A 19,865-nucleotide genomic window follows, 5' to 3' on the forward strand; every position below is an offset into this window, starting at 1 on the left:
AGAGGAGCAGCAGACGTTTGTCCGCTATAGCAGACAAACTGGGCGGAGGACCACGGGGGCCGGCCACGGCGCGCCTCGCGGCTTGCAAACATACATTCGTGAATGTATATTGATGGCGTGCGACGGACGAAGGAGGAGGCGGCGGCGACGCGCGAGCAGATTCTCGACGCGGCGTTGCTCGTCTTTGGCCGCAAGGGGTACTCGGCGGCGACGCTGCAGGACGTCGCCGCCGAGGCGGGCCTGACGCGGGGCGCGGTCTACTGGCACTTCAAGGGCAAGGTCGAGCTCTACACGGCCCTGCTCGCCGAGCGCTTCGCCAGGGCGAACCGGGAGGTGTTCGCCGAGGCGCTGTCCCCGAGGTACTCGCCGCTCGAGGCGATCGAGCGCCTGCTCGCGCGGTCGCTCGAGGTGCTGGAGGAGGACGAGGGGTACCGCGCCGTCCTCTCGCTCACCCTGTTCAAGACCGAGCTCACGCCCGAGCTCGAGGCCGGGTTCCAGCAGAAGATCGCGGCCGTGCGCGGCCTCGTCGACGTGGTCGTGGACCTCGTGCGCAAGGGGATCAAGGCCGGCCAGATCGACCGCGCCGTCGACCCGAGGGCCGCGGCGCTCGCGGCCGTCAGCCTCGTGAACGGCGCGACCGCGCTGTACCTGATGGACCCGACGGTTCTGGAGCCGAGGACCACGATGCGGCGCATGGTCGCGACCTACCTGCGCGGCCTCCGGCCCTGAGGCCGCGCCGGGCCGGTCCCGGCGCCGGGGCGCGCTCTTGCCATGTCCATTTACATACATTCATGAATGTATATAGGAGGCGACATCATGTTTCCGAGGAACCACTGGTACATCGCGTGTGCGTCGTCGCAGCTCGGGTCGGCGCCGCGCGCGGTCCGGATACTCGACCAGGATCTCGTCGTGTTCCGCGGCGGCGGCCGCCTGCCGCGCGCGCTCGTGGATCGGTGCTGCCACCGGGGCGTCAAGTTGTCGCTCGGGCGGGTGACCGGCGGGAAGCTCGCGTGTGGTTACCATGGCTGGCAGTTCAGCGGCGGCGGCGCCTGTGTGCAGATCCCGTCGCTCGCCGCGGGCCGGCGCATCCCGGAGAGGTGTGGTGTCCCCGCGTTCCCGTGCGTCGAGCAGGACGGGTATGTGTGGGTCTGGCTCGGCGGCGCCGGCGAGGCCGCGCCGCCGCCCGCGCCGGCGATCGACGGCTTCGCGGCGCACCGCTGGGACCAGGGGTCGGTGGCGCTCGCCTGCTCCGCCGAGAAGGGCCTGGAGAACAACGTCGACTGGTGCCATCCGGTCTTCGCGCACCCGTGGACGCACGGGCAGTTCTACCTGTCGCTGTTCCGCGGCCTGCGCGAGCAGCTCCTCGAGGTGCGGCCGACCCCGGACGGGATGACCCTGCGCGGGCCGCTCCGCGACGCCGAGGAAGGGCCCGCGCTGCGCCCATCGCAGGTCCTGCTCTCGTTCAAGCTCCCGGATCGCGTCGAGGTCCGCGCCGTGGGGGCGCTCGCGCGGCGCATCGTCCTGCACTTCGTCCCGACCGGCCCGGACCGATGCCGCATGGAGTGGCTCATCGCGCGGGCGTTGCCCTTCGGAGCGCGCGTGCGTTTCCGGTCGGAAGAGCCGGAGGTCCTACGGCAGGACCGGATCCTGATGGAGAGCGCGGAGGCCGCCTGCGCGGGCGAGGGCGCGCCCCGGGAGCATCACGTCGAGGCGGACGCTCCCGGGCTGCTCCTGCGCCGGATCCTCGGCTGGGCCGCGCGCGGCGAGTGGGAGCAGAAGCGCGCGACGGTCCCGGAGCGGCGGGTCATCCGGGTGAGATCGTGAGCTGACCGGGAGGGCGCGCGAATTGCTGCGCGAATTGCTGGGAGTGCGAGCGAGGCGTCAGGCTCGACGCGAAAGGACGTGCTCCCGTGGTCGACGGAGCGCGCCGAGATCACCGCATCAGCGCGGCGTCACTCGGCGCGACCCAGGAAGTCCATCAGCCACTGCATGGCCGGCCGCATCCTGCCGTCCTGATTCTGGAGGCCGGTGTTGTCACGCCAGGTGGCGCCGACGATGTAGCCCCACAGGGTGATGCCCGGCACCGAGGGGTGATTCCAGAACATCGTGAACTGCTCCTCCATCACCCGCTTCTGCTGGTTGTCGTCCGCGATGCCGATGTCGTACTCGGTGATGTACACGGGCTTGCCCAGGGAGGCGAGCCTGTCGATGTAGCCCTTCACCGTGGTCGTGTTGATCTTGTACGCGTCGTGGGCCTGCGCGCCGAGGGCGTCGACCGGGGCGCCCGCGTCGATGACCGCCCTCGCGATCCTCATGAAGTTGTTGTGGTCGTTCTCGTATTCGATGTTGTTGTAGTCGTTGAGGATCAGGACGGCGTTCGGGCAGAACTCGTCAGCCCACTTGAACGCGTTGACGATCCAGTCCCAGCCGCTGGCGCCGTCGCCGCCGATGCCGTTCTTGTAGGAGGGCGTGGTGTGGGGCGGCGGCTCGTTGACGACATCGATGTACTTCGTCTCGGGGTAGCGCTCACAGAACGCCTTCATCCAGTCCCTCACGGCCGTCCGCTGCTCGTCCGCCGAGAGGCGCCCGATCCAGTCCGGCTGCTGGGCGCCCCACACGAAGACGTGGTGCTTGAAGATGATGTGGTTGTCCTGCGCGTACTTGTAGATCCTGTCGAGCGCGCTCCAGTCTCGATTCCCGCGGCTCCTCTCGACGGAGCCCCACTTGCCCTCGTTCTCGGGCGTGATCTGGTTCCAGTACCTCGCGAAGCCGTCGCGCACCGCGCCGTTCGTCGTGATGTTGCCGACGAACTTTCCCTCCGGCTCAGGGGTGCCACCCCCGGTGGACGCGCTGCTCGAGGCCGGGCCGCCGCCCTCGTTCGATCCGCCGGAGCTGGCGCTGGAGCTGGAGCTGGCCGTGCTGGAGCTGGAGCTGGAGCTCGCGTTCGTGCTGGAGCTGGCGCTGGTGGTGGGGTTGCCCGCTCCCCCCGAGCCGCCCCCGCCCTCGTTACCCCCGTCGCCTCCGTCGGAGCAGCCAAAGAGCGTCGCGACTCCGAGCGCGACCCAAGCCGTGCTGCAAAGCAATCGAGAAGAGCGGTTCTTGTTCATGTTGGACTTCCCCTTCGATGTTTGGGTAAGCTCTAGAGATAACGTCGCTTTCCAGGGCAGCTGGATCGCATGGATGGTAAGGAACCAGGGGCTCGACCGAGATCCCGCGCACGCGCGAGGCGACGTCGCCGGCCTCCGGGCTCAGGGCCAGCCGGCTCGACGCCTCCATCAACCGTCGCGCGCGTCCGCGACGACCGAACAAAGGGAGTCGGCGCCGAGGTCAATCAGATGACGACGGCGTCGGCGCGCAGGGCGACCACTCCAGGGCGAAGCAAAAGGATATCGGTCCGGCGGATTGTGAGCGTTCACATTGTCGGTGTCAATCCGAATCGACCGGACCTGTGGGAGCGCGGACGATCCCGGTCGACATCCAGGGTTGGTGCTCGAGAGCAGGGCGGAGCGCTGCGGCGCAGGGGGGCAGCGGTGGCCGCGAGCGGCTCAGACGAGCGACCGGGCGCTCATGGCCGCCCGAGAGGAGGCTGGCCCGGAGCAGCCGCGGTGGATGGCCGCAAGGCGGTCAGCGCGGCCTGGTAGACGGTCTGGAAGCGCGCCTGCTCGGGCGCGAGCTCGGCGGCGCGCCTCAGCGGCTCGAGCGCTTGGTCTCGGTGGCCTCGCCGGACCAGGGCGAGGCCCAGCGCGTGGAGCAGCTCGGCCTGCTCGGGAAGGCGGGTGACGCCGCGCCGCAGCAGCGCGACGCCGTCCGCGTCGCGACCGAGCTCGCGATAGAGGTCGGCGAGGTTCACGTACGTGGGGACGTAGCCGGGCTCGACGCGGAGCGCGGCGAGGTAGGCCTGCTCGGCGTCGACCGGCTTGCCCGTGCGGGTGAAGACGAGGCCCAGGTTGTTCTGGGCTTCGGCGCGATCCGCGTGGAGGATTTGCGTGGCGATGTACTCGCGCAACGCGGCGTCCAGATCCTGCGCGGCGCGCTCGGACACGGCGCCGAGGTCGACGCCCGCGAGCACGCGCGCGGCCTCGACGCGCACGCCGCGCACGGGATCGGCGAGGAGCGGCGCGGCGACGGCGGCGATGCGACGGAGGTCGTAGCTCTCCAGCGCGCTGAGCGCAGCGCGCCGGAGCAGCGGGTCGGGATCGGCGAGCGCGGCGCGGAGGACGGCGAGCGACGCGGCCGTCGGGGCGGCGCGCAGCGAGGCGAGCGCGGTGGCGCGCGCGATGGCGGGTAGAGAGCGGTCGGTCGCGAGCTGCTGGAGCTCCGCAGCGACGGCCGGGTCGCCGGGCGCGGCGCGCGCGCGCGCGAAGACCTCGGTGTATGTCTGGTAGCCTTGCGCGGGGCGGCCGAGCCAGGCTTGCACGGCGCCTTCGGCCCAGCCCGCGGGCTTCTGCGCGTGGCAGTCGGTGCAGGTGTTCGGGATCCGGAGGCGGACCGAGAGATCCGGCCGAGGCACGCGGAAGCCGTGATCGTGGCGGACGTCGACGCCCATGTACGTGCGCGCCGGCATGTGGCAGTCGACGCAGCGCGGAGCGGCGGGCGCGCCGGGCGTGGCGCTGGCGCTCGCGCCGGGCGTGGCGGCGGCGTTCGCGGCGGCGGCGTTCGCGGCGTGGTGGTGGTGCGCGGGGACATCGAAGCGCGCCGGTTCGTGGCAGGAGGCGCACAGGCCGTTGCCCTCGGCGCGCAGGCGGCCGGAGTGCGGCTCGTGGCAGTCGCTGCACGTCACGCCGGCGTGCGCCATCTTGCTCTGCTGGAACGAGCCGTAGGTGAAGACCTCGTCGCTCATCACGCCGTCGGGCGTGTAGAAGGGCGCGGTCAGCAGCTCGAGCGCGACGCTGTCGAGCAGCGGGGCGCCGTGCCGGAACGGCTGCGCGAGGGTCTCGCGGCGGCTGTGGCAGGACGCGCACGCGGCGCTCTCGGTGCCGCTCGAGGGGCTCTTGCCGCGCAGCGCGGTGCCGCTGGGCAGCCGTGTCCACGCGGCGTTCCGGCGCTCGTCGAAGCGCACGTCGAGGCCCTTCGAGGGGTCCGGCGTTCGAGCCTTGGCCCAGTCGAGGTGGCGCGCGCCGCCGCCGTGGCAGCCTTCGCAGCCGACGCTGATCTCGGACCAGGTGGTGGTGAAGCGGTCCGCGGCCGCGTCGTACCCTTTCGTGACGTGCGTCGAGTGGCACTCGGCGCACATGTGGTTCCAGTTCTGGCTGGCGGCGGTCCAGTGCAGCACGTCGCCGGCGCGCACGCTCTCGCGCTCGTGCAGGTGATACCAGCGCTGTCCGCCGCGCGCCCGGGGGCGCGAGTCCCACGCGAACGGCAGCGCCTGCAAGCGCCCGCCTGGGCCGGCGACGAGGTACTGCTGGAGCGGTTCGACGCCGAAGGTGTACAGCACCTCGTAGCGGTGCAGCTGGCCATCGGGGCCGTCCGTGGTGACCCAGTATTTCCCGTCCTGGTGATCGAAGTGGTGGACCTGCCCGGCGTAACGCAGGCGCGCGCCCTCGAAGTCCCCGAGCACCGTGGCGGCGCTCGCGTGCTGCATGGCCCGCGCGTGCTGCGATCCCCGCCACGCGGCGTGCTCTCCGGCGTGGCACGGCGCGCAGCGGTCGCTCCCCACGAAGCCGGCCGCTTCGCGCCCTGGCGCGCGCTCCGCTGGGCCTGCCGGCCTCGCGGTAGCCGACGAGGCCTCCGCGGCGCCGCCGTGCGCCCCCGGAGCGCTCGCCGTGGAGGCGTCGGCCGGCGTGAGGGAGGATGCGCCGGTGGGCGCGCGCCACACCACGAGCCCGGCGAGCGCCAGGGTCAGGACGGCGATGGGCCACCAACGAACGAGTCGAGAATCAGCCATGGGCGGAGCGGAGGAGAGCACCGGCGCGAGACGCGGGTCGTGCAGAGAGGACGCCCGCGCCTCGCGTGCGGCGCGGTGGGCGTTTATTCGGTGAGGATGACGCCGCGGTCGGTGGCGTACTGCGTCCACGCGGCGGCGAGCTCGGCCGCCACGTCCGGATGAGCCGCGGACACGTCGTTGATCTCGCCGCGGTCGGTGGCCAGATCGTACAGCGCCCAGGCGCGCGGCGTCGGGCCATAGGGCGCGCCGAGCCACAGGAGCTTCCAGTTGTCGCGGATCACGTAGCGGTGGTTTCCGTGCTCCCAGATCAACGTCTCACCGGGCGCGCGCACGCGGGTCTCCCGGTCCTCGAGCACCGGCAGGATCGAGTGCCCGCTGATCGGCTCGACTTGCCTGCCCTTGTAGGTGCGCCCCGGATTCGGCACACCGGCCAGATCGAGCACGGTCGGCAGAAAATCGACCACGTGTGTGGTCCCGTCGAACTGCGGCTTGGCCTGGTGCTGTCCCGGCAGCCGTGTGATGGCCGGCACGGCGACGCCGCCCTCGGTCGTGTAGCTCTTCCACAGCCGGAACGGCGTGGCGCTCACCTCGGCCCAGCGGGGGCCGACGCCGATGTAGGAACCCGGCCGACCCAGGTTCTCGAGGGTGTTCACCACCGGCCCGGAGCGGCTCGGGTCGTTCTCGGCGAAGCCCTCGCGATTGCCGCCTTCCGCGCCGTTGTCGGACTGGAAGAAGATGAAGGTGTTCTCGTACTCGCCGGTCCGCTTGAGGTACTGGATCAGCCTGCCGATGTTGGCGTCGAGGTTCTCGACCATGGCGGCGTAGATCTCCATGCGCCGCGCTTCGTAGGTCCTCTCCTCCGGCGTCAGCTCTTCCCAGGTCTTCGGGTTGTTGCCGCCGCTCGGCAGGCGGGGGTTCGGCGTGAACGATTCGGGGATGACGCCGCGGCTCTTGAGCCGCGCGAGGCGCTGCTCGCGGACGGCGTCGTAGCCCGCGTCGTAGCGGCCGCGGTACCTGTCGACGTACTCGGGCGGCGCCTGAAGCGGCCAGTGCGGCGTGGTGTACGTGGCGAACGCGAAGAACGGCTTGCCGTCGGCGCGGTTGCTCTCGATGTACTGGATGAGCTTGTCCGTGTAGAACTCGGTCGCATAGAAGTCGCGCGGCGGCTGCGCGTACACGCCGTCCTCGCGGTAGAGCTGCGTCTGCGCGGTCGTCGGCGGGTCGGCGTACTCGTTGAAGAACGCCGCCACGCCGCCGAGCAGGACGTACGATTTCTCGAAGCCGCGCGCCGCCGGGCTCTGATCCTCCGCGTCGCCGAGGTGCCACTTGCCGGCGATGTACGTGTGGTAACCGGCGTCTCTCAGGAGCTCGGCGACGGACAGCGCGTTGTTGGTCAGGTAGCCCTCGTAGCCCGGCTGCCCGGCTTGCGGTCCGGTTCCGCCGCCCATGCGGCCCAGCCCGACGGCGTGGCTGTCGGTGCCGGAGACCAGCATCGCGCGGGTCGGCGCGCACAGCGACCCGGAGCGGTGCCCGGTGAGGATGCGGCCTTCGGCGGCCAGGGTGTCGAGGTTCGGGGTGCTGATCTCGCCGCCGAACGCGCCGAGGTCCGAGAAGCCGAGATCGTCGGCCACGATCGTGACGATGTTGGGCAACTCGGCGCCCGTGCCGTCGCCGCCCCCAGCACCTCCGGCCCCGCCAGCGCCGCCCGAGCCCCCTGCGCCGCCGGCGCCTTCGCCCGACGCGCCGGCTTCGCCCGAGCTGCCGCCGCCGCCGGCGCCGCCCGTCGCGCTGCCGGTGCCGGTGCCGGTGCCGCCCGTCGCGCTGCCGGTGCCGCCGGTGGAGCTGCTCGAGCTGCCGGCCTGACCGCCGCTGCCGCCGCCGCCCGCGTCGTTGTCGTTCCCGCAGCCGATCGGGCCGAGCAGCGTGGCGAGCAACCAGGGCCCGCTCGCGAGCGCCGAACCAATCCACCGATGACGTTCGAAGAACCGCTTCATACCTGTCTCCTCGGGAGTGCTGGAAGCGCCGCATGCCGGAGTCGAACGTCGTCGGAAGGGAGTACCCGCCGCTTTCCTGAAGGGACGCCTCGCTGCGCGCGCCGGCGAAGCTCGGCCGTGCGCGCCACGAGAAGGGCGGACTCTGACGGTGATGAGCCGCATGGCTCGGCCGTCACGACGAACGGCAGCGCGGCGCGTCGCGGTGGACGCGGGGGCGCTGCCTCGCTGTTCTCCTCGCCGCGGCTCGCGCCGCGGCGCATGCGGCTAACTACAGCAAGAACGGCAGTTTCTCGCTCGACTGCGCGCGCCTCGGACCCCCGAGGGAGAACCGAACGTCCGCATGGCAACGAGGGGGATCGACATGGATCCGCTATAACGGAACGCGTGCCGCTATACAAGACGATTTCGCGCCGCGGAGGCGCGCCAGCCGCGCGTCACGGCGCAGCAGTCGAGATGGCGCTGCGTCGCACGACGCGCGAGCGACGCGCTGCGCAAGGACGGCTCCTCGTCCGGATCGAGCGGCGCATCTCCCGGGTCACCTTCCGGAGGCCAGGTGAACAGGTGTGGCGCCATCGTCAAGGCGAGCGCGCAGACGCTTGTCGCGGAATGGGCAGATCGTGGCAGGGGCGTTCTGTGCGCTGCCGCCGGCGGCCACAACAGCCTTGTTCCTCGAGACCGCTTGAGCGTCCTGCTTGACGCTCGCGCCCGACGTCTCTATAGGCGCCAAACCCTCGTCGTCGAAGGAACTCAGCGTGTCGGTCAAGGACCATCTCTCCATCTCGCCCGAGGTCGGGAAAACGCTCGCTGACGGCCGGCCGGTGGTGGCGCTGGAGTCGACCATCATCACGCACGGCATGCCTTATCCGCAGAACCTCGAGATGGTGCGGCGCGTGGAGGCGGTAGTCCGCCGGAACGGGGCGGTGCCGGCGACGATCGCCATCATGGATGGCAAGCTCAAGGTGGGCGTGACGGCGGAAGATCTCGAGCGGCTGGCCAAGGGGGGCGGCAAGGCGGCCAAGGCGTCGCGGCGCGACGTGGCGGCGCTCCTGGTCTCGGGCGAGATGGCCGGAACGACCGTGGCGACCACGATGATGGCGGCGGCCTGGGCCGGACTCCAGGTGTTCGCCACGGGCGGTATCGGCGGCGTGCACCGCGGGGCGGAGACGACCTTCGACATCTCCGCCGACCTCGAGGAGCTGAGGCAGACGCAGGTGGCGGTGGTCTGCGCGGGGGCCAAGTCGATCCTCGACATCCCCAAGACGCTGGAGACGCTGGAGACCAACGGCGTGCCGGTCCTGGGCTACAAGACCGAGGATTTCCCGGCCTTCTGGGCGCGGCAGAGCGGGCAGAAGGTGGACCGCAGGATCGAGAGCGCCGAGGAAGCGGCCAAGGTCATCGCGCTGCAGTTCGAGCTCGGGTTGGGCGGGGTCCTGGTCGCCAACCCGATCCCCGAGAGCCACGCCATGGATGCCAGGGTGATCGAGGCGCGGATCGAGGAGGCGATCAAGGGCGCGGAGGCAGAGGGGGTGAGCCGCAAGGACCTGACGCCGTTCCTCTTGAGGCGCGTCTTCGAGCTCACCGAGGGCAAGAGCCTCGTCGCCAACATCGCTCTGGTCGAGAACAACGCGGCGGTGGCGGCGGAGATCGCGGTGGCGATGAGCAAGCTCGGGGCCGAGCCCAAGGCAAAGCCGAAGGCCAAGGCGTGAGCGCGGCCGGCCGCGTGCTCGTGGTGGGCGACGTGATGACGGACGTGATCGTCCGTCCCGAGGGGCCGCTGGTGCGCGGCTCGGACCGGCGCGCCAAGATCCAGAGCCGGCCCGGGGGTTCGGGGGCGAACCAGGCGGTGTGGCTTGGCTCGATGGGGACGAAGGTGTCGCTCGTCGCCCGGGTGGGGGCCAAAGACAAGCCGCATCTCGAGGCCTATTTCAAGGGCTTCCATGTCGACCCGATCCTCGTCGCCGACCCGCAGCGGCCGTCCGGCGTGCTGGTCATCCTCGTCGACGCCGACGGGGAGCGGAGCTTCCTCACCGACCGGGGGGCGAACCTCGCGCTCGAGCCGTCGGACATGCCGGTGCTGCTCCTGGACGAGACGCGGCTCGTGCTCGTCTCTGGGTATTCGCTCTTTGCCGAGGGTCCCCGGCGGGCAGCGCTGTGGCTCGCCGAGGAGGCGCGGCGCCGCGGCGTCCCGGTCGCCGTCGACGCCGCGTCGGTGGGCTTCCTGCGGGAGGTGGGGGTCGGGACCTTCCTCGAGTGGACGAGAGGGATGTCGACGCTGCTCGCCAACGCCGACGAGGCGGAGGCGCTGTCGGGCGCCGGTGACCTCACCGGGCAGATGATCGCGCTGGGCGCCTATTTCGAGCGGGTGATCCTCAAGCGGGGCGCGCGGGGCGCGGCGGTGGGCGGACGGCAGGGCGTGCGCCTCGACGAGCCGGCGCCGCAGGTGGAGGTGGTGGACACGACCGGGGCCGGCGACGCGTTCGCGGCCGGGTTCATCGCCGCGGAGCTCGAGGGCGCGGGCGAGGCGGAGTGCCTGCGACGCGGGATCGAGGCGGGCGCGAGGGCGGTGAAGCAGCTGGGCGGGCAGCCGGAGTAGACGACCCCGGCGCGTCCGCCCCGAAGACCTTCCCGGTCGACGAGGCGGGCGCCGTGATCGGGCTCCCAGGTTGGGGAGCTCGGCCGATGTGGAGGAGCTGGTTCAGGAGGCGTTCCAGATCGTGAACGCCAAGATCGGGGAGGGAGAAGGGGGCCGAGCGCCGGCGCGCTCGGGACCCCCCTGCCATCAAACGATGCTCGAGGCGGTCATCTCATCGACACATTCACGTCAGCGCTGCCGCTGCTCTGGTATCCCTCCACGACCATCGAAACCTCATACAGGTTCCCCAGGCGCATCCCCAGGCTCTCCCAGGCGTTGAAGTGGTTGGCGACGGTGATGGTGCCGCTCGTGCGCTTCGACGTACGGACGCTCCAGTACTGATAGAAGGTCGTGTTGCCATCGATGGAAGGCTGGTTGACTCGCTGGGTCCGATAGATGTCGTAGGTGCCGCCATCGCTGGTCACGGTGCCCATGCGCCCTTCCCCGCCCGGGGGACGCCAGTTGCCCCAGCTGTCGACGATGTAGTACTCCACGAGCGGGCTCCTCGTCCACCCGTAGACGCCCAGGTAGGAGTTGCCGTTCGGTCGGTAGTCGGCGTCGTAGGTCACGATCTGGTTCTTCGAACCCGGCCTCAGACCCTTACGGCCCAGCAGGTTGTTGATGCCGCTCCACTCCACGCTGAAGCCGTCAGCTGTGTTGGTCTGGCATCCGGTCCCGGTGTCCTTCCAGTACTCAAAGGTGTAGCCGCAGTGGGTGCCGGTCTGATTGCCGCAGACCCTCTGGTCGGGTGACGTGCACGTGCTGCCGCCGCCGCCGGAGCCGCCGGCCCCGCCGCTGCCGCCTGAGCCGCCAGCGCCGCCAGCGCCGCCAGCGCCGCCTGAGCCGCCGGCCCCGCCCGTCCCCGAGCTGCTGCTCGACGACACGCTCGAGCTGCTGCTCGACGACGAGCTCGAGCTGCTGCTCGACGAGGAGGAAGAGCTCGAGCCGCCGCTGGCGGTGACCGACGCGACCGAAGGCCGCCCGCTGCCGGTGCCGCAGAACCCCCACTCCACGGAGCCGTTGAGAGGCACGGCTTTGTTATGGTCCACGTTGCTGGCGATGAACTGCCCGCCCGAGCTCGAGGTGGTCACGTTCCACGAGCTGCCCACCGACGAGCCGTTGAGCGCGAGGGCCACGGTCCAGCCGCTGGTCGCCGGGCTGCGGGTGAGGTTCTTCACCTTCACGTTCGCGCAGTAGCCGCTTCCCCAGTCCGACGTGACCTTGACGTCCGCCGACACCGAGCGGTCCGCGCTCACCACCTCCACGGCGGAGTCCATCGAATCGAGATCCTCTTCCACGATGCTCTCGACGCTGCACGCCAGCAGGCTGCACGCGATCGAAGCGGAGAAGTAGCCAAGTAAGGGAGCGATGCGCATTTAAGGTTTCTCCGTGATCGGACCGGTCGAATCGCAGGCTTCTGCTCGAACTGGAGTTGTGAACCGTCGAGACGCCTGCGAGCCCTCCGACCCGTTGGTTAAAGTTCCAAGTTCACAGCGTGCTTTTGATCCCGGTGGCCCCGGAGATCACAGATGCACAAGCGGGTTTGCGCCGACCACATGCCTGGCGATCATGATGTCTGTCAGACACATACTCACATGCGACTACCCCGTGTGATGGGGCCCGGCGTCAGCTCAGAGAAAGCAAGAACAACTCGGACGCGCAGCCGCAAGAAGCAAGCGACCCCGGCAGCAGCTTCACTCGGAGTCGACCCTTGAACGATCCTGCAACCGACAGCCCCCGGCCGAGAACGGGCCGGACCGCCAAGGGGGATTAGACATTCATACAAACCAGGGGGACAAAGTCAAGTCTCTTTTCTTAGTCGCGACCGTTCGCCGTGAAGCGCCCGTTCTGCGCATGGTTTTGCGTGGGGTTCTGCGTACGGGTCTGTACGTTCTGCGTACAGTCACGTTGCGCGCGTGGGTTCGATACTAGAACTCAGATTCGTTCACTCTCCCGGAAAAGCGACGATATATCGATAATCGACCCATGTATCGAAGGGGCCCTCTTCCGTGCCGCAGCCCACGAGCGCTCGTCCCGCGCGACTCGGTGTCGCCCCTGCGGCGCGGGGCGGCGTTCGGCGCGCCGCCCAAGCCCGGTCGATCGGGGTCATCCGGCCTTGCGGTGAAAGTCCACGAAGAGGCTTACCGGACCGTCGGGATCGACCCGGTGCAGCGCCTCTGGCCCGACGCTCCCGGGGGACTCTGGATCGAGCAGCACCTCTCGACCGCCGAGCCCGTCCGATGCGTGGCGGAGCCGCCCGGAGACCACGTGGAGCACGCCTCACACACTCCCGCAGGCTGTGGAGTGTAAGGCGGTCCCTTCGACGCATGGCGTTGCTGCTGGGGCAGGCGTTCGGGCAGATCGACGCGTGGCGGGGCAGCCCTGGACGACGGCTCGAACGCCCCTCCGGGTCGCTGTGGCCGCCGAAAGTCGGCGCCAGCCGTGATCACAAAGTGGGTTGCCGGGAATAAGGGCGGCTAGCCAAGGAGGAACCGTGCGTCCAACTTCACTTTCACTTCAAACTTTTGCTCTCATCTTAGGAGCCGTTGCCGTGGGCTGCTCGGGGGCGGACGATTCGTCCGGAGAGGCCGGGTCGGGTGGCGGCTCGGCGGGGACCGGCGGCCTGACCACGAGCAGCGTGACCACGGGCAGCGGCGCCAGCGGCACCGGCACCGGCGGTGCGGGCGACCCGAGCGGGTCGACCAGCGCGACCACGGGCGGCACGACCACGGGTGAACCGGCAACGACCGGGACCGGGACCGGGACCGGGGGCTCGGGCGGGGCCGGGGGCTCGGACGGGCCCGCGAGCTCAAGCACGACCGGCGGGGCACCTGCCGCGTGCACGGAAGCCGACCTGAGGGTCTGCAGCGATGAGATCGGCACCCATTGCGGACTCACGTTCGAATACTGGAAGGACCGAGGGGACGGATGCCTGGTCAACAAGGCGGACGGCTTCAGCGTGGAGTGGAGCAACATCAATAACTTGCTGGGCCGGAAAGGCGTGAGGCCGGGGGGGAAGGAGTACGTCGTCACCTACGAGGCCGACTACCGGCCGAGCGGCAACTCCTACCTGGGCGTCTACGGGTGGACGACAAGCCCGCTCATCGAGTACTACATCATCGACAGCTGGGGCAACTGGCGTCCCCCGGGCGGGGAGGGCCTCGTAGGCACCGTGACCAGCGATGGCGGTACCTATGACATCTACCGGACCCAGCGGGTCAACCAGCCTTCCATCGAGGGCACGAAGACCTTCTATCAGTTCTGGAGCGTCCGCAAGGAGAAGCGCACGAGCGGAACCATCACGGTCGCCAACCACTTCGACGCCTGGGAGCGCCAGGGGCTGACCCTGGGGACCTTCTATGAGGTTTCACTGGTGGTGGAAGGATACCAGAGCAACGGGAGCGCTGATGTGAAGCTCTCGATCGAGTGAGCGCTGGGCCTTGAGCATCGTCTCGTCCAGCAGCTAGACTCTGTCTGACGAGCGTCGCGAGCGGCCCGAGCCCAGGGAGGGCGAGCGAGGAATACTGCGGTATTTCGAGCGCGCTCGACCGGCGGATCGGGCCGCTCAGCGGTCCGTCAGACAGACAAGACGTAAGCGTTCGCGGGCAGGGAGGGGCTCTGAATCGCCGGCGCACACGACATACGAACGGCGATTTCCCGGAATGTCAGGCGGCAGGTCGCGGTGTCCGGCGGCGCGTCGCGAGCAGCGGCACGAACGGCGGCGCCGCAGGCCGCGGGTCGTGGAGTGATCGCTTTCCCTTTTTCCTTGGCTCATCAAAAGACGGCGACGACATTTCATAACGAATTTTATACCAGCTTCTCCGCTCGGAAGCCGCGTGATAATGCAATGCAATCAGCTGTTGCTTGATGCCTCGTCTGGCGTCTGGCCCAACGGCTGCGCGGGAGCATGCACCCGGCATCCAGCCGTTACTTAGGAGCACCATGCGAATCAACGATCAGACAGGCCTCTCCACCATGTCATTCGGCAAGATCTCGCAGCGCACGTTCGGCTTGCTCTCGTGCGTTACGGCCTTTCTGCTGGGCGCCTGCAGCAGCGGAGATCCCGACCTCGGGGGCGCCGCTGGAGCCGGGGGCGTGGACACCCCGGGACCAGGGGCGAGCTCTGGCGGAACGGGCGCCGGCGACGCGTCCAACCCCACCGGGACCACGGCCTCCTCGTCCACCGGACCAGCCGTAAGCGGCGGCGGCGGCTCGAGCGGAACGGGCGACACACACCCGAAGGATCATTGTCTGGACGGCTTCGATCCCCATCCCAGCGACGCCACGATCTCGGACGGTCCAACGGAGTTCACCAAGAACGGCCAGACCGATCTCACGGTCCACCCGGAGGTCATCGCCTGGATGGAGGAGAACGAATGGCAAGCCGCCCACTTCGAGTGGCACAGCATCCGGCGCTGTGGCGGCGGTGGGTTCGGGATGAGCAGGGTCGATATCTGCAACTCGTCGGTCCCGGTCCCGTCGGACCAGGAGTGCAAGACCACGGGCGACGGCTTCCAGTTCCTCGCCATGCATCGGCACATGATCCAGTCGCTGAAGCAGCTCTGGCCGAACCACTCGGAGCAGTTCGAGGGGTTCAAGAAATTCCCCACCACGGCGGAGGAGCTGCCCCAGCAGTGGAGGGCGGACTTCAGGCCCTGGAGCGCCACGACGCTCGCCAACGCGAAGATCGCCGACGAGATCGACAAGCCGGAGAACCTGAGCCGCTTCCCGGACGAAGGCGCGTTCGGGATGTGGCTCCAGTGCTTCGCCGGTCAAGCCATCCCCGGTGCAGCAGGCGTGACGGCCAGCGGCCTGCACGGGGATCTCCATTTCAAATGGGTGCGCAGCAACAACACCGACCACGGCCTCGGCAACCAGTTCACCAACATCGACAACTACATGTTCTGGAAGCTGCACGGCTGGATCGACAACGTCTGGGAGAAGTACCGCGTCGCCAAGGGCTTGTCGCCCGACGATCAGGAGCTGAAGGACGCGGTCGCGGCCCAGTGCTACGAGATGGACGCGATCGCCCGGGTCATCAATCCTGATTTGACTCCGGAGCCGGATCCGGAAGATCCCCTCCCCACGGAGGCCGGCGTGTTCCACACGACTGTCCGTCCGATCTTCGAGAGCACGGTCCACAGGTGCAGCGGTTGCCACGCTGCGCCGTCGACCGGGCCACAAGCAGGTCTGTCGCTCGGCGGCGACATCAGCTCGGCGGACATCGTCGCGGGCCTCGTCAACAAGGCGTCGAGGGGCGGCGGGCAGTTCAAGCTCGTGGTGCCCGGAAATCCGGACCAGAGCTGGCTGTACCTCAAGGTCGCGGGAATGGCGGCAAGCGCAGGATGCAGGCCTTCCGGCGGCGCCAGCTGCAACACGGGCGTCATGCCGCAGGCCGCGGACGGCAGGCCAACCGTGTCGAGCGCTGAGCTCGCGACCCTCCGCCAGTGGATCCAGGACGGCGCGCCCGCGCCGACGAGGCCGTAGACCCGCCCCGGTCCGCCTCACCCGCGGCCCGTCCCGCGATACTTCTACCGTAGCGGATGTATGTCCGTTATGGTGGATGGACCATGACTTCCTCGCTGGTGCAGGCGACGGCCCTGGAGCTCCTCGCCCTCTACCGAGCCCGGAGCGCCTCGCCCGTCGAGGTGATCCGGGCCGTGCTCGCCCACGTGGAGCGCCACGGCGCGCCGCTCAACGCGTTCGTGCTGCTCGACGAGGAGCGCGCCCTGGAGGCGGCGCGCGCGTCCGAGGCGCGGTGGGGCCGCGGCGCGCCCGCGGGGCGCCTCGACGGGGTGCCCGTCTCGGTGAAGGACCTCTTGCTCACGCGCGGCTGGCCGACCCGGCGCGGCTCGCGCACGGTGAACGCGAGCGACGCGAGCGACGCGAGCGACGCGAGCGACGCGAGCGGCCCCTGGACCGAGGACGCGCCCGCCGTCGCGCGCCTGCGCGAGCACGGGGCCGTGCTCCTCGGGAAGACGACGACCTCGGAGTTCGGCCTGAAGGGCTCCGGCGACAGCCCGCTGACGGGGATCACCCGCAACGCGTGGGACCCCCGGCACACGCCGGGAGGCAGCAGCGCCGGGGCCGTCACCGCGGTGGCGGCGGGGTTCGGGCCGGTCGCGGTGGGGACCGACGGCGGGGGGTCGATCCGCGTCCCGAGCGCGTTCTCGGGCGTCGTGGGGCTCAAGCCGACCTTCGGCCGCGTGCCGGCCCATCCGGCGAGCGTGGTGGGGGTGCCGCCGCACGTGGGGCCGATCGCGCGCACGGTCGGCGACGCGGCGCTGCTCCTCGCGGTCCTCTCCGGTCCCGACGACCGCGACCCGTTCCGGGCCCCGCCGGCGCCCGGGGACGTGGCGGACGCAATCGGCGGCGCGGCCGGCGCGGGCGCGCTGCGCGGCGTGCGCATCGGCGCGAGCGCCACGCTGGGCTACATCGACCCGACCAGCGAGACGCGGGCGCGCTTCGCCGAGGCCGTGGCGACCCTGCAACAGCTCGGCGCGGAGGTGGAGGAGGTGGAGGCGCCGTTCGCGGACCCCACGAGCGTGCTGCGGACGCTGTTCGCGGCCCGCGCCGCGCACACCATCCGGGCGCTGGGACCGGAGCAGCGCGCCCTGCTCGATCCCGCGGTGCGGAGCGCAGCCGAAGGCGGCGAGGCGCTCGGCGCGGTCGCGTACCTCGAGGCCGAGCGGCAACGCGCGGAGCTCGCCGTGACCGTGGCCGCCCTCCACCGCCGCTTCGACCTCCTCGTGACGCCCACCTCGGCCGGCGCGGCCCCCCTCATCGAGGGCGGCGTGTTCCCGGCGTCCTTCGCCGGCCCCTTCAGCCTGACGCGCCAGCCGGCGATCAGCGTGCCGATGGGGGTGACCGGCGACGGCCTGCCGCTCGGGCTCCAGATCGTCGGGCGCCACTTCGAGGAAGTGGTGGTGCTGCGCGCCGCGCGCGCCTTCGAGGGCACCAGCGTCCCGCTCCGGGCGCCGCCGCTGAAGGGGCGCTGAGCGGCTGCCGCTGAGCGGCGACCCGCCGCTGCCCACCGCTCGCGCGCAGCAGCCCGCTGGCTGCGCCGGTCGGCCGAGCCCGGTCGCACCCGTTGTACGCCCACGCTAGGGCACGTCACCCGCGCATGCCGAGGCGCTTCAGCCGGCCGCCATGCGAGGGCGCCTCAGCCGCCGGCGCCCTGGCGCCGCTGGAAGCGGGCGAGCAGCGCGGCGTGGAGCGCCTCGTGCAGCGGCTCACCCGGGAGCTTCTTGAGCGCGTCGAGCATCAGATCCATCTGCCGGATGTACGTGCGGCAGCGGTCGCACCACGCCAGGTGGCGCGCGATTCCCTCGTCTTGCTCCGGGGAGAGCTTCCCCTCCCTCTGGTCGGTGATCATCTCCGTCAGCTGAAGGCACGTGACGACCATGCGCGTTTACTCCCCCCTCGTCAGGTACCGCTCCATCGCGGTCCTGAGCTTCGCCCTGCCGCGGTGCAAGAGGACCCGCTGGTTCACCTCGCTGATCCCGAGGATGTCGCACACCTCGCCGGACGCACACCCCTCGATGTCGCGCAGGACGATCACCGCGCGTTGCCCGGGCACCAGCTGGTCGAGCTCCCGCACGAGCACGCCCCCGAGCTCCTTGCGCAGCAGGAGGCCTTCCGGGCTCTGCTCGGTCCACGGCGCGGGCGGGGCCGCCCAGTCGCCCGAGCCGTCGAACCGGGCCGGATCGACCGCGGGCTCGCTGCCCGGATCGACGTCCTCCAGCCAGGCGACAGGCACGCTGCGCTTCTCTCGCGCGGCCGACGTCCTGGCGCGGTTGGTCAGGATCCTGAGCACCCAGGTCTTCAGCGAGGAGCGCCCCTCGAAGAGGGCCAGTCCGTCGACGACCGCCGCCCAGGTCTCCTGGACGACCTCCTCGGCGCCTTCAGGGCCGGTGATGGTCCGGGCGAGCCGGAGCATGGGGGTGTGGAGCTGCTCCACGAGCTGCGCAAAGGCCTGCTCGTCGCCCGCGAGCAGCCGGCGGAGGAGCGCGACGTCGCGCTCGCTCGCGCCGCCCGCGGGCGCAGGGGAGGGGGCGGTGCCGGGCGCGCCCGCCGCGGCGCCGGCCGGCGCGCTCGGCGCGGCGGCGTCGGCCGGTGCGCTCGGCGCGGCGGCGTCGGCCGGTGCGCTCGGCGCGGCGGCGTCGGCCGGTGCGCTCGGCGCGGCGGCGTCGGCCGGTGCGCTCGGCGCCTGCGCGGCCACCGTGCCGTCGGCGCGAGCGGAGGGGTGGTGGGCCACGCGGCGCACGGTACCACGCGCGCCAGCGCCGGTTCAACGCCACCCCGGCTCGGGCGGCGCCCCCGCGCGACGCAGCCGTCGGCGAGGGGACAGGGCGGCCGTCGCCCGGATCAAAGCGACTTCAGCGCGTCCGCGAGCTCCTTCGGCTTCGTCAGGAAGGGGGCGTGGCCCGCGTCGAGCGAGATGACCCTCTCGACAGGCAACGCCGTGTACTGCGACTTCTGCTCGGCAGGGCTGATCGCGAGGTCCTGGAGCGCCTCGACGTAGACCCGCGGGACCGTGCCCCACCGCTCCTCGGTGACGTGGATGGGCTCGTCGAACGGCCTCGCGGGCTCCTCGCGCAGGTGGCTCTCGAGCCGCTCGATGTCCTCGGGCGAGCAATCCTGGCAAAAGGCACCCTCGGCCCACCCCTCGTTGAACGACAAGGACGTCCCGTCGCTCGACGGGGCCGCGTACATCTTGATCTTCGCCCCCTCGTCGTCGGCCCACTCCTGGTTCAGCGACTGGCCGTCCTTGAGCAGGAACGCGGTCAGGTAGACGAGCGTCTTCACCTTCTCGGGCCGCTGCTCGGCGGCCTGGCTCACGACGATGCCCCCCATGCTGTGGCCGACGAGGATCACGGGCCGAGAGGCGCTGTCGATCGCCTCGACCACGGCGCTCGCATAGGCCTCGAGGCTGGCGTCCGCGAGGGGCGTCGTGTCGTCGCCGTGCGCGGGGAGGTCGAGCGCGATCACCTCGCTTCCGTCCGCCTCGAGCAGCGGCACCACCTTGTCCCAGGCCCAGGCGCCCACGAAGGCGCCGTGGACCAGGACATAGGTGTTCTTGGCCGGCTCATCGTCCCCCGTGTCCGAGCCGCCGCAGGCGGGCAACGCGGACGACATGAGCGCCCCGGCCGTGATCATGGTGCCAAACCGCAGGACCTTGCGAAGCAGACCGTTCATGGATGTCTCCTCATCGTCGCCAGCTCTCCTCGAGCGCGACGTCGTCGGTGGTTCCAGGCGCAGCGGCCGCGCGCGCCCCGGCGCCCGGGCGTGCACCCGGCGCCGCGGCGGCTCACCTCGCTGCTGCTGGTACTGTCTGGCAGGGGGGCGGAACGTT

14 protein-coding genes and 2 pseudogenes are annotated in these 19,865 nt (G+C 70.6%); 7 read left to right on the forward strand and 9 right to left on the reverse strand.

The annotated features are described in order from the left end of the window. Positions 1 to 117 precede the first annotated feature (117 nt). Positions 118 to 729 carry a TetR family transcriptional regulator gene (locus tag WMF43_RS08480; protein WP_437678948.1) on the forward strand — a complete coding sequence of 204 codons (612 nt, stop codon included), beginning with the start codon at positions 118 to 120 and terminating at the stop codon, positions 727 to 729. An 87-nt stretch (positions 730 to 816) separates the two neighbouring features. Continuing rightward, positions 817 to 1,824 carry a Rieske 2Fe-2S domain-containing protein gene (locus WMF43_RS08485; RefSeq protein ID WP_437678950.1) on the forward strand — a complete coding sequence of 336 codons (1,008 nt, stop codon included), beginning with the start codon at positions 817 to 819 and terminating at the stop codon, positions 1,822 to 1,824. A 128-nt stretch (positions 1,825 to 1,952) separates the two neighbouring features. Here WMF43_RS08485 and WMF43_RS08490 read toward each other — a convergent pair whose 3' ends face one another. From WMF43_RS08490 to WMF43_RS08500, 3 genes are all read right to left on the reverse strand, one after another. After that, positions 1,953 to 3,107: an endo-1,4-beta-xylanase gene (locus WMF43_RS08490; protein WP_437678952.1), complete on the reverse strand. Its 1,155-nt coding sequence runs from the start codon at positions 3,105 to 3,107 to the stop codon at positions 1,953 to 1,955. 458 nt (positions 3,108 to 3,565) lie between these two features. Beyond that, positions 3,566 to 5,884 carry a multiheme c-type cytochrome gene (locus WMF43_RS08495; RefSeq protein ID WP_437678954.1) on the reverse strand — a complete coding sequence of 773 codons (2,319 nt, stop codon included), beginning with the start codon at positions 5,882 to 5,884 and terminating at the stop codon, positions 3,566 to 3,568. 83 nt (positions 5,885 to 5,967) lie between these two features. After that, positions 5,968 to 7,878, reverse strand: coding sequence for an arylsulfatase (locus tag WMF43_RS08500; protein WP_437678956.1), 1,911 nt, complete (start codon positions 7,876 to 7,878; stop codon positions 5,968 to 5,970). Positions 7,879 to 8,630: 752 nt separating this feature from the next. On the opposite strand from WMF43_RS08500, the gene WMF43_RS08505 reads away from it, so the two are divergent. Together WMF43_RS08505 and WMF43_RS08510 are read left to right on the forward strand one after the other, a co-directional pair. Beyond that, a complete protein-coding gene (locus tag WMF43_RS08505) occupies positions 8,631 to 9,584 on the forward strand; it encodes a pseudouridine-5'-phosphate glycosidase (protein ID WP_437683972.1) in 954 nt (317 codons plus the stop codon). After that, entirely contained in the window at positions 9,581 to 10,471 is an 891-nt protein-coding gene (locus tag WMF43_RS08510; RefSeq protein WP_437678958.1) for a carbohydrate kinase family protein, read from the forward strand. The genes WMF43_RS08505 and WMF43_RS08510 overlap by 4 nt, the downstream gene beginning before the upstream one ends. A gap of 224 nt (positions 10,472 to 10,695) precedes the next feature. On the opposite strand, the pseudogene WMF43_RS08515 reads toward WMF43_RS08510, so the two are convergent. The 3 genes and pseudogenes from WMF43_RS08515 to WMF43_RS08525 all read right to left on the reverse strand — a co-directional run. Continuing rightward, positions 10,696 to 11,238, reverse strand: a pseudogene (locus tag WMF43_RS08515) (glycoside hydrolase family 11 protein); the annotation flags it as partial. Between the two features lie 237 nt (positions 11,239 to 11,475). After that, positions 11,476 to 11,886 (reverse strand): annotated as a pseudogene (locus WMF43_RS08520) (cellulose binding domain-containing protein); the annotation flags it as partial. Between the two features lie 730 nt (positions 11,887 to 12,616). After that, complete coding sequence (locus WMF43_RS08525; RefSeq protein WP_437678960.1) at positions 12,617 to 12,787, reverse strand: DUF1971 domain-containing protein; 171 nt, start codon at positions 12,785 to 12,787, stop codon at positions 12,617 to 12,619. A gap of 274 nt (positions 12,788 to 13,061) precedes the next feature. On the opposite strand from WMF43_RS08525, the gene WMF43_RS08530 reads away from it, so the two are divergent. The 3 genes from WMF43_RS08530 to WMF43_RS08540 all read left to right on the forward strand — a co-directional run bounded on the left by WMF43_RS08530 (position 13,062) and on the right by WMF43_RS08540 (position 17,508). Then, positions 13,062 to 13,940: a glycoside hydrolase family 11 protein gene (locus WMF43_RS08530; protein ID WP_437678962.1), complete on the forward strand. Its 879-nt coding sequence runs from the start codon at positions 13,062 to 13,064 to the stop codon at positions 13,938 to 13,940. A 512-nt stretch (positions 13,941 to 14,452) separates the two neighbouring features. Further along, the gene (locus tag WMF43_RS08535; protein WP_437678963.1) at positions 14,453 to 15,997 is read left to right on the forward strand and encodes a hypothetical protein; all 1,545 of its coding nucleotides are present in this window, start codon (positions 14,453 to 14,455) and stop codon (positions 15,995 to 15,997) included. An 83-nt stretch (positions 15,998 to 16,080) separates the two neighbouring features. After that, positions 16,081 to 17,508 carry an amidase gene (locus tag WMF43_RS08540; protein ID WP_437678965.1) on the forward strand — a complete coding sequence of 476 codons (1,428 nt, stop codon included), beginning with the start codon at positions 16,081 to 16,083 and terminating at the stop codon, positions 17,506 to 17,508. Between the two features lie 164 nt (positions 17,509 to 17,672). Here WMF43_RS08540 and WMF43_RS08545 read toward each other — a convergent pair whose 3' ends face one another. The 3 genes from WMF43_RS08545 to WMF43_RS08555 form a co-directional block, all read right to left on the reverse strand. Continuing rightward, the gene (locus tag WMF43_RS08545; protein ID WP_437678967.1) at positions 17,673 to 17,915 is read right to left on the reverse strand and encodes an anti-sigma factor family protein; all 243 of its coding nucleotides are present in this window, start codon (positions 17,913 to 17,915) and stop codon (positions 17,673 to 17,675) included. A 6-nt stretch (positions 17,916 to 17,921) separates the two neighbouring features. After that, positions 17,922 to 18,767: an RNA polymerase sigma factor gene (locus WMF43_RS08550; protein ID WP_437678968.1), complete on the reverse strand. Its 846-nt coding sequence runs from the start codon at positions 18,765 to 18,767 to the stop codon at positions 17,922 to 17,924. Positions 18,768 to 18,877: 110 nt separating this feature from the next. Then, entirely contained in the window at positions 18,878 to 19,708 is an 831-nt protein-coding gene (locus tag WMF43_RS08555; protein ID WP_437678970.1) for an alpha/beta fold hydrolase, read from the reverse strand. Between the last annotated feature and the right edge of the window lie 157 nt (positions 19,709 to 19,865).

This window comes from Sorangium sp. So ce131 (assembly GCF_051519095.1).
In the GTDB taxonomy this organism is placed as follows: Bacteria; Myxococcota_A; Polyangia; order Polyangiales; family Polyangiaceae; genus Sorangium.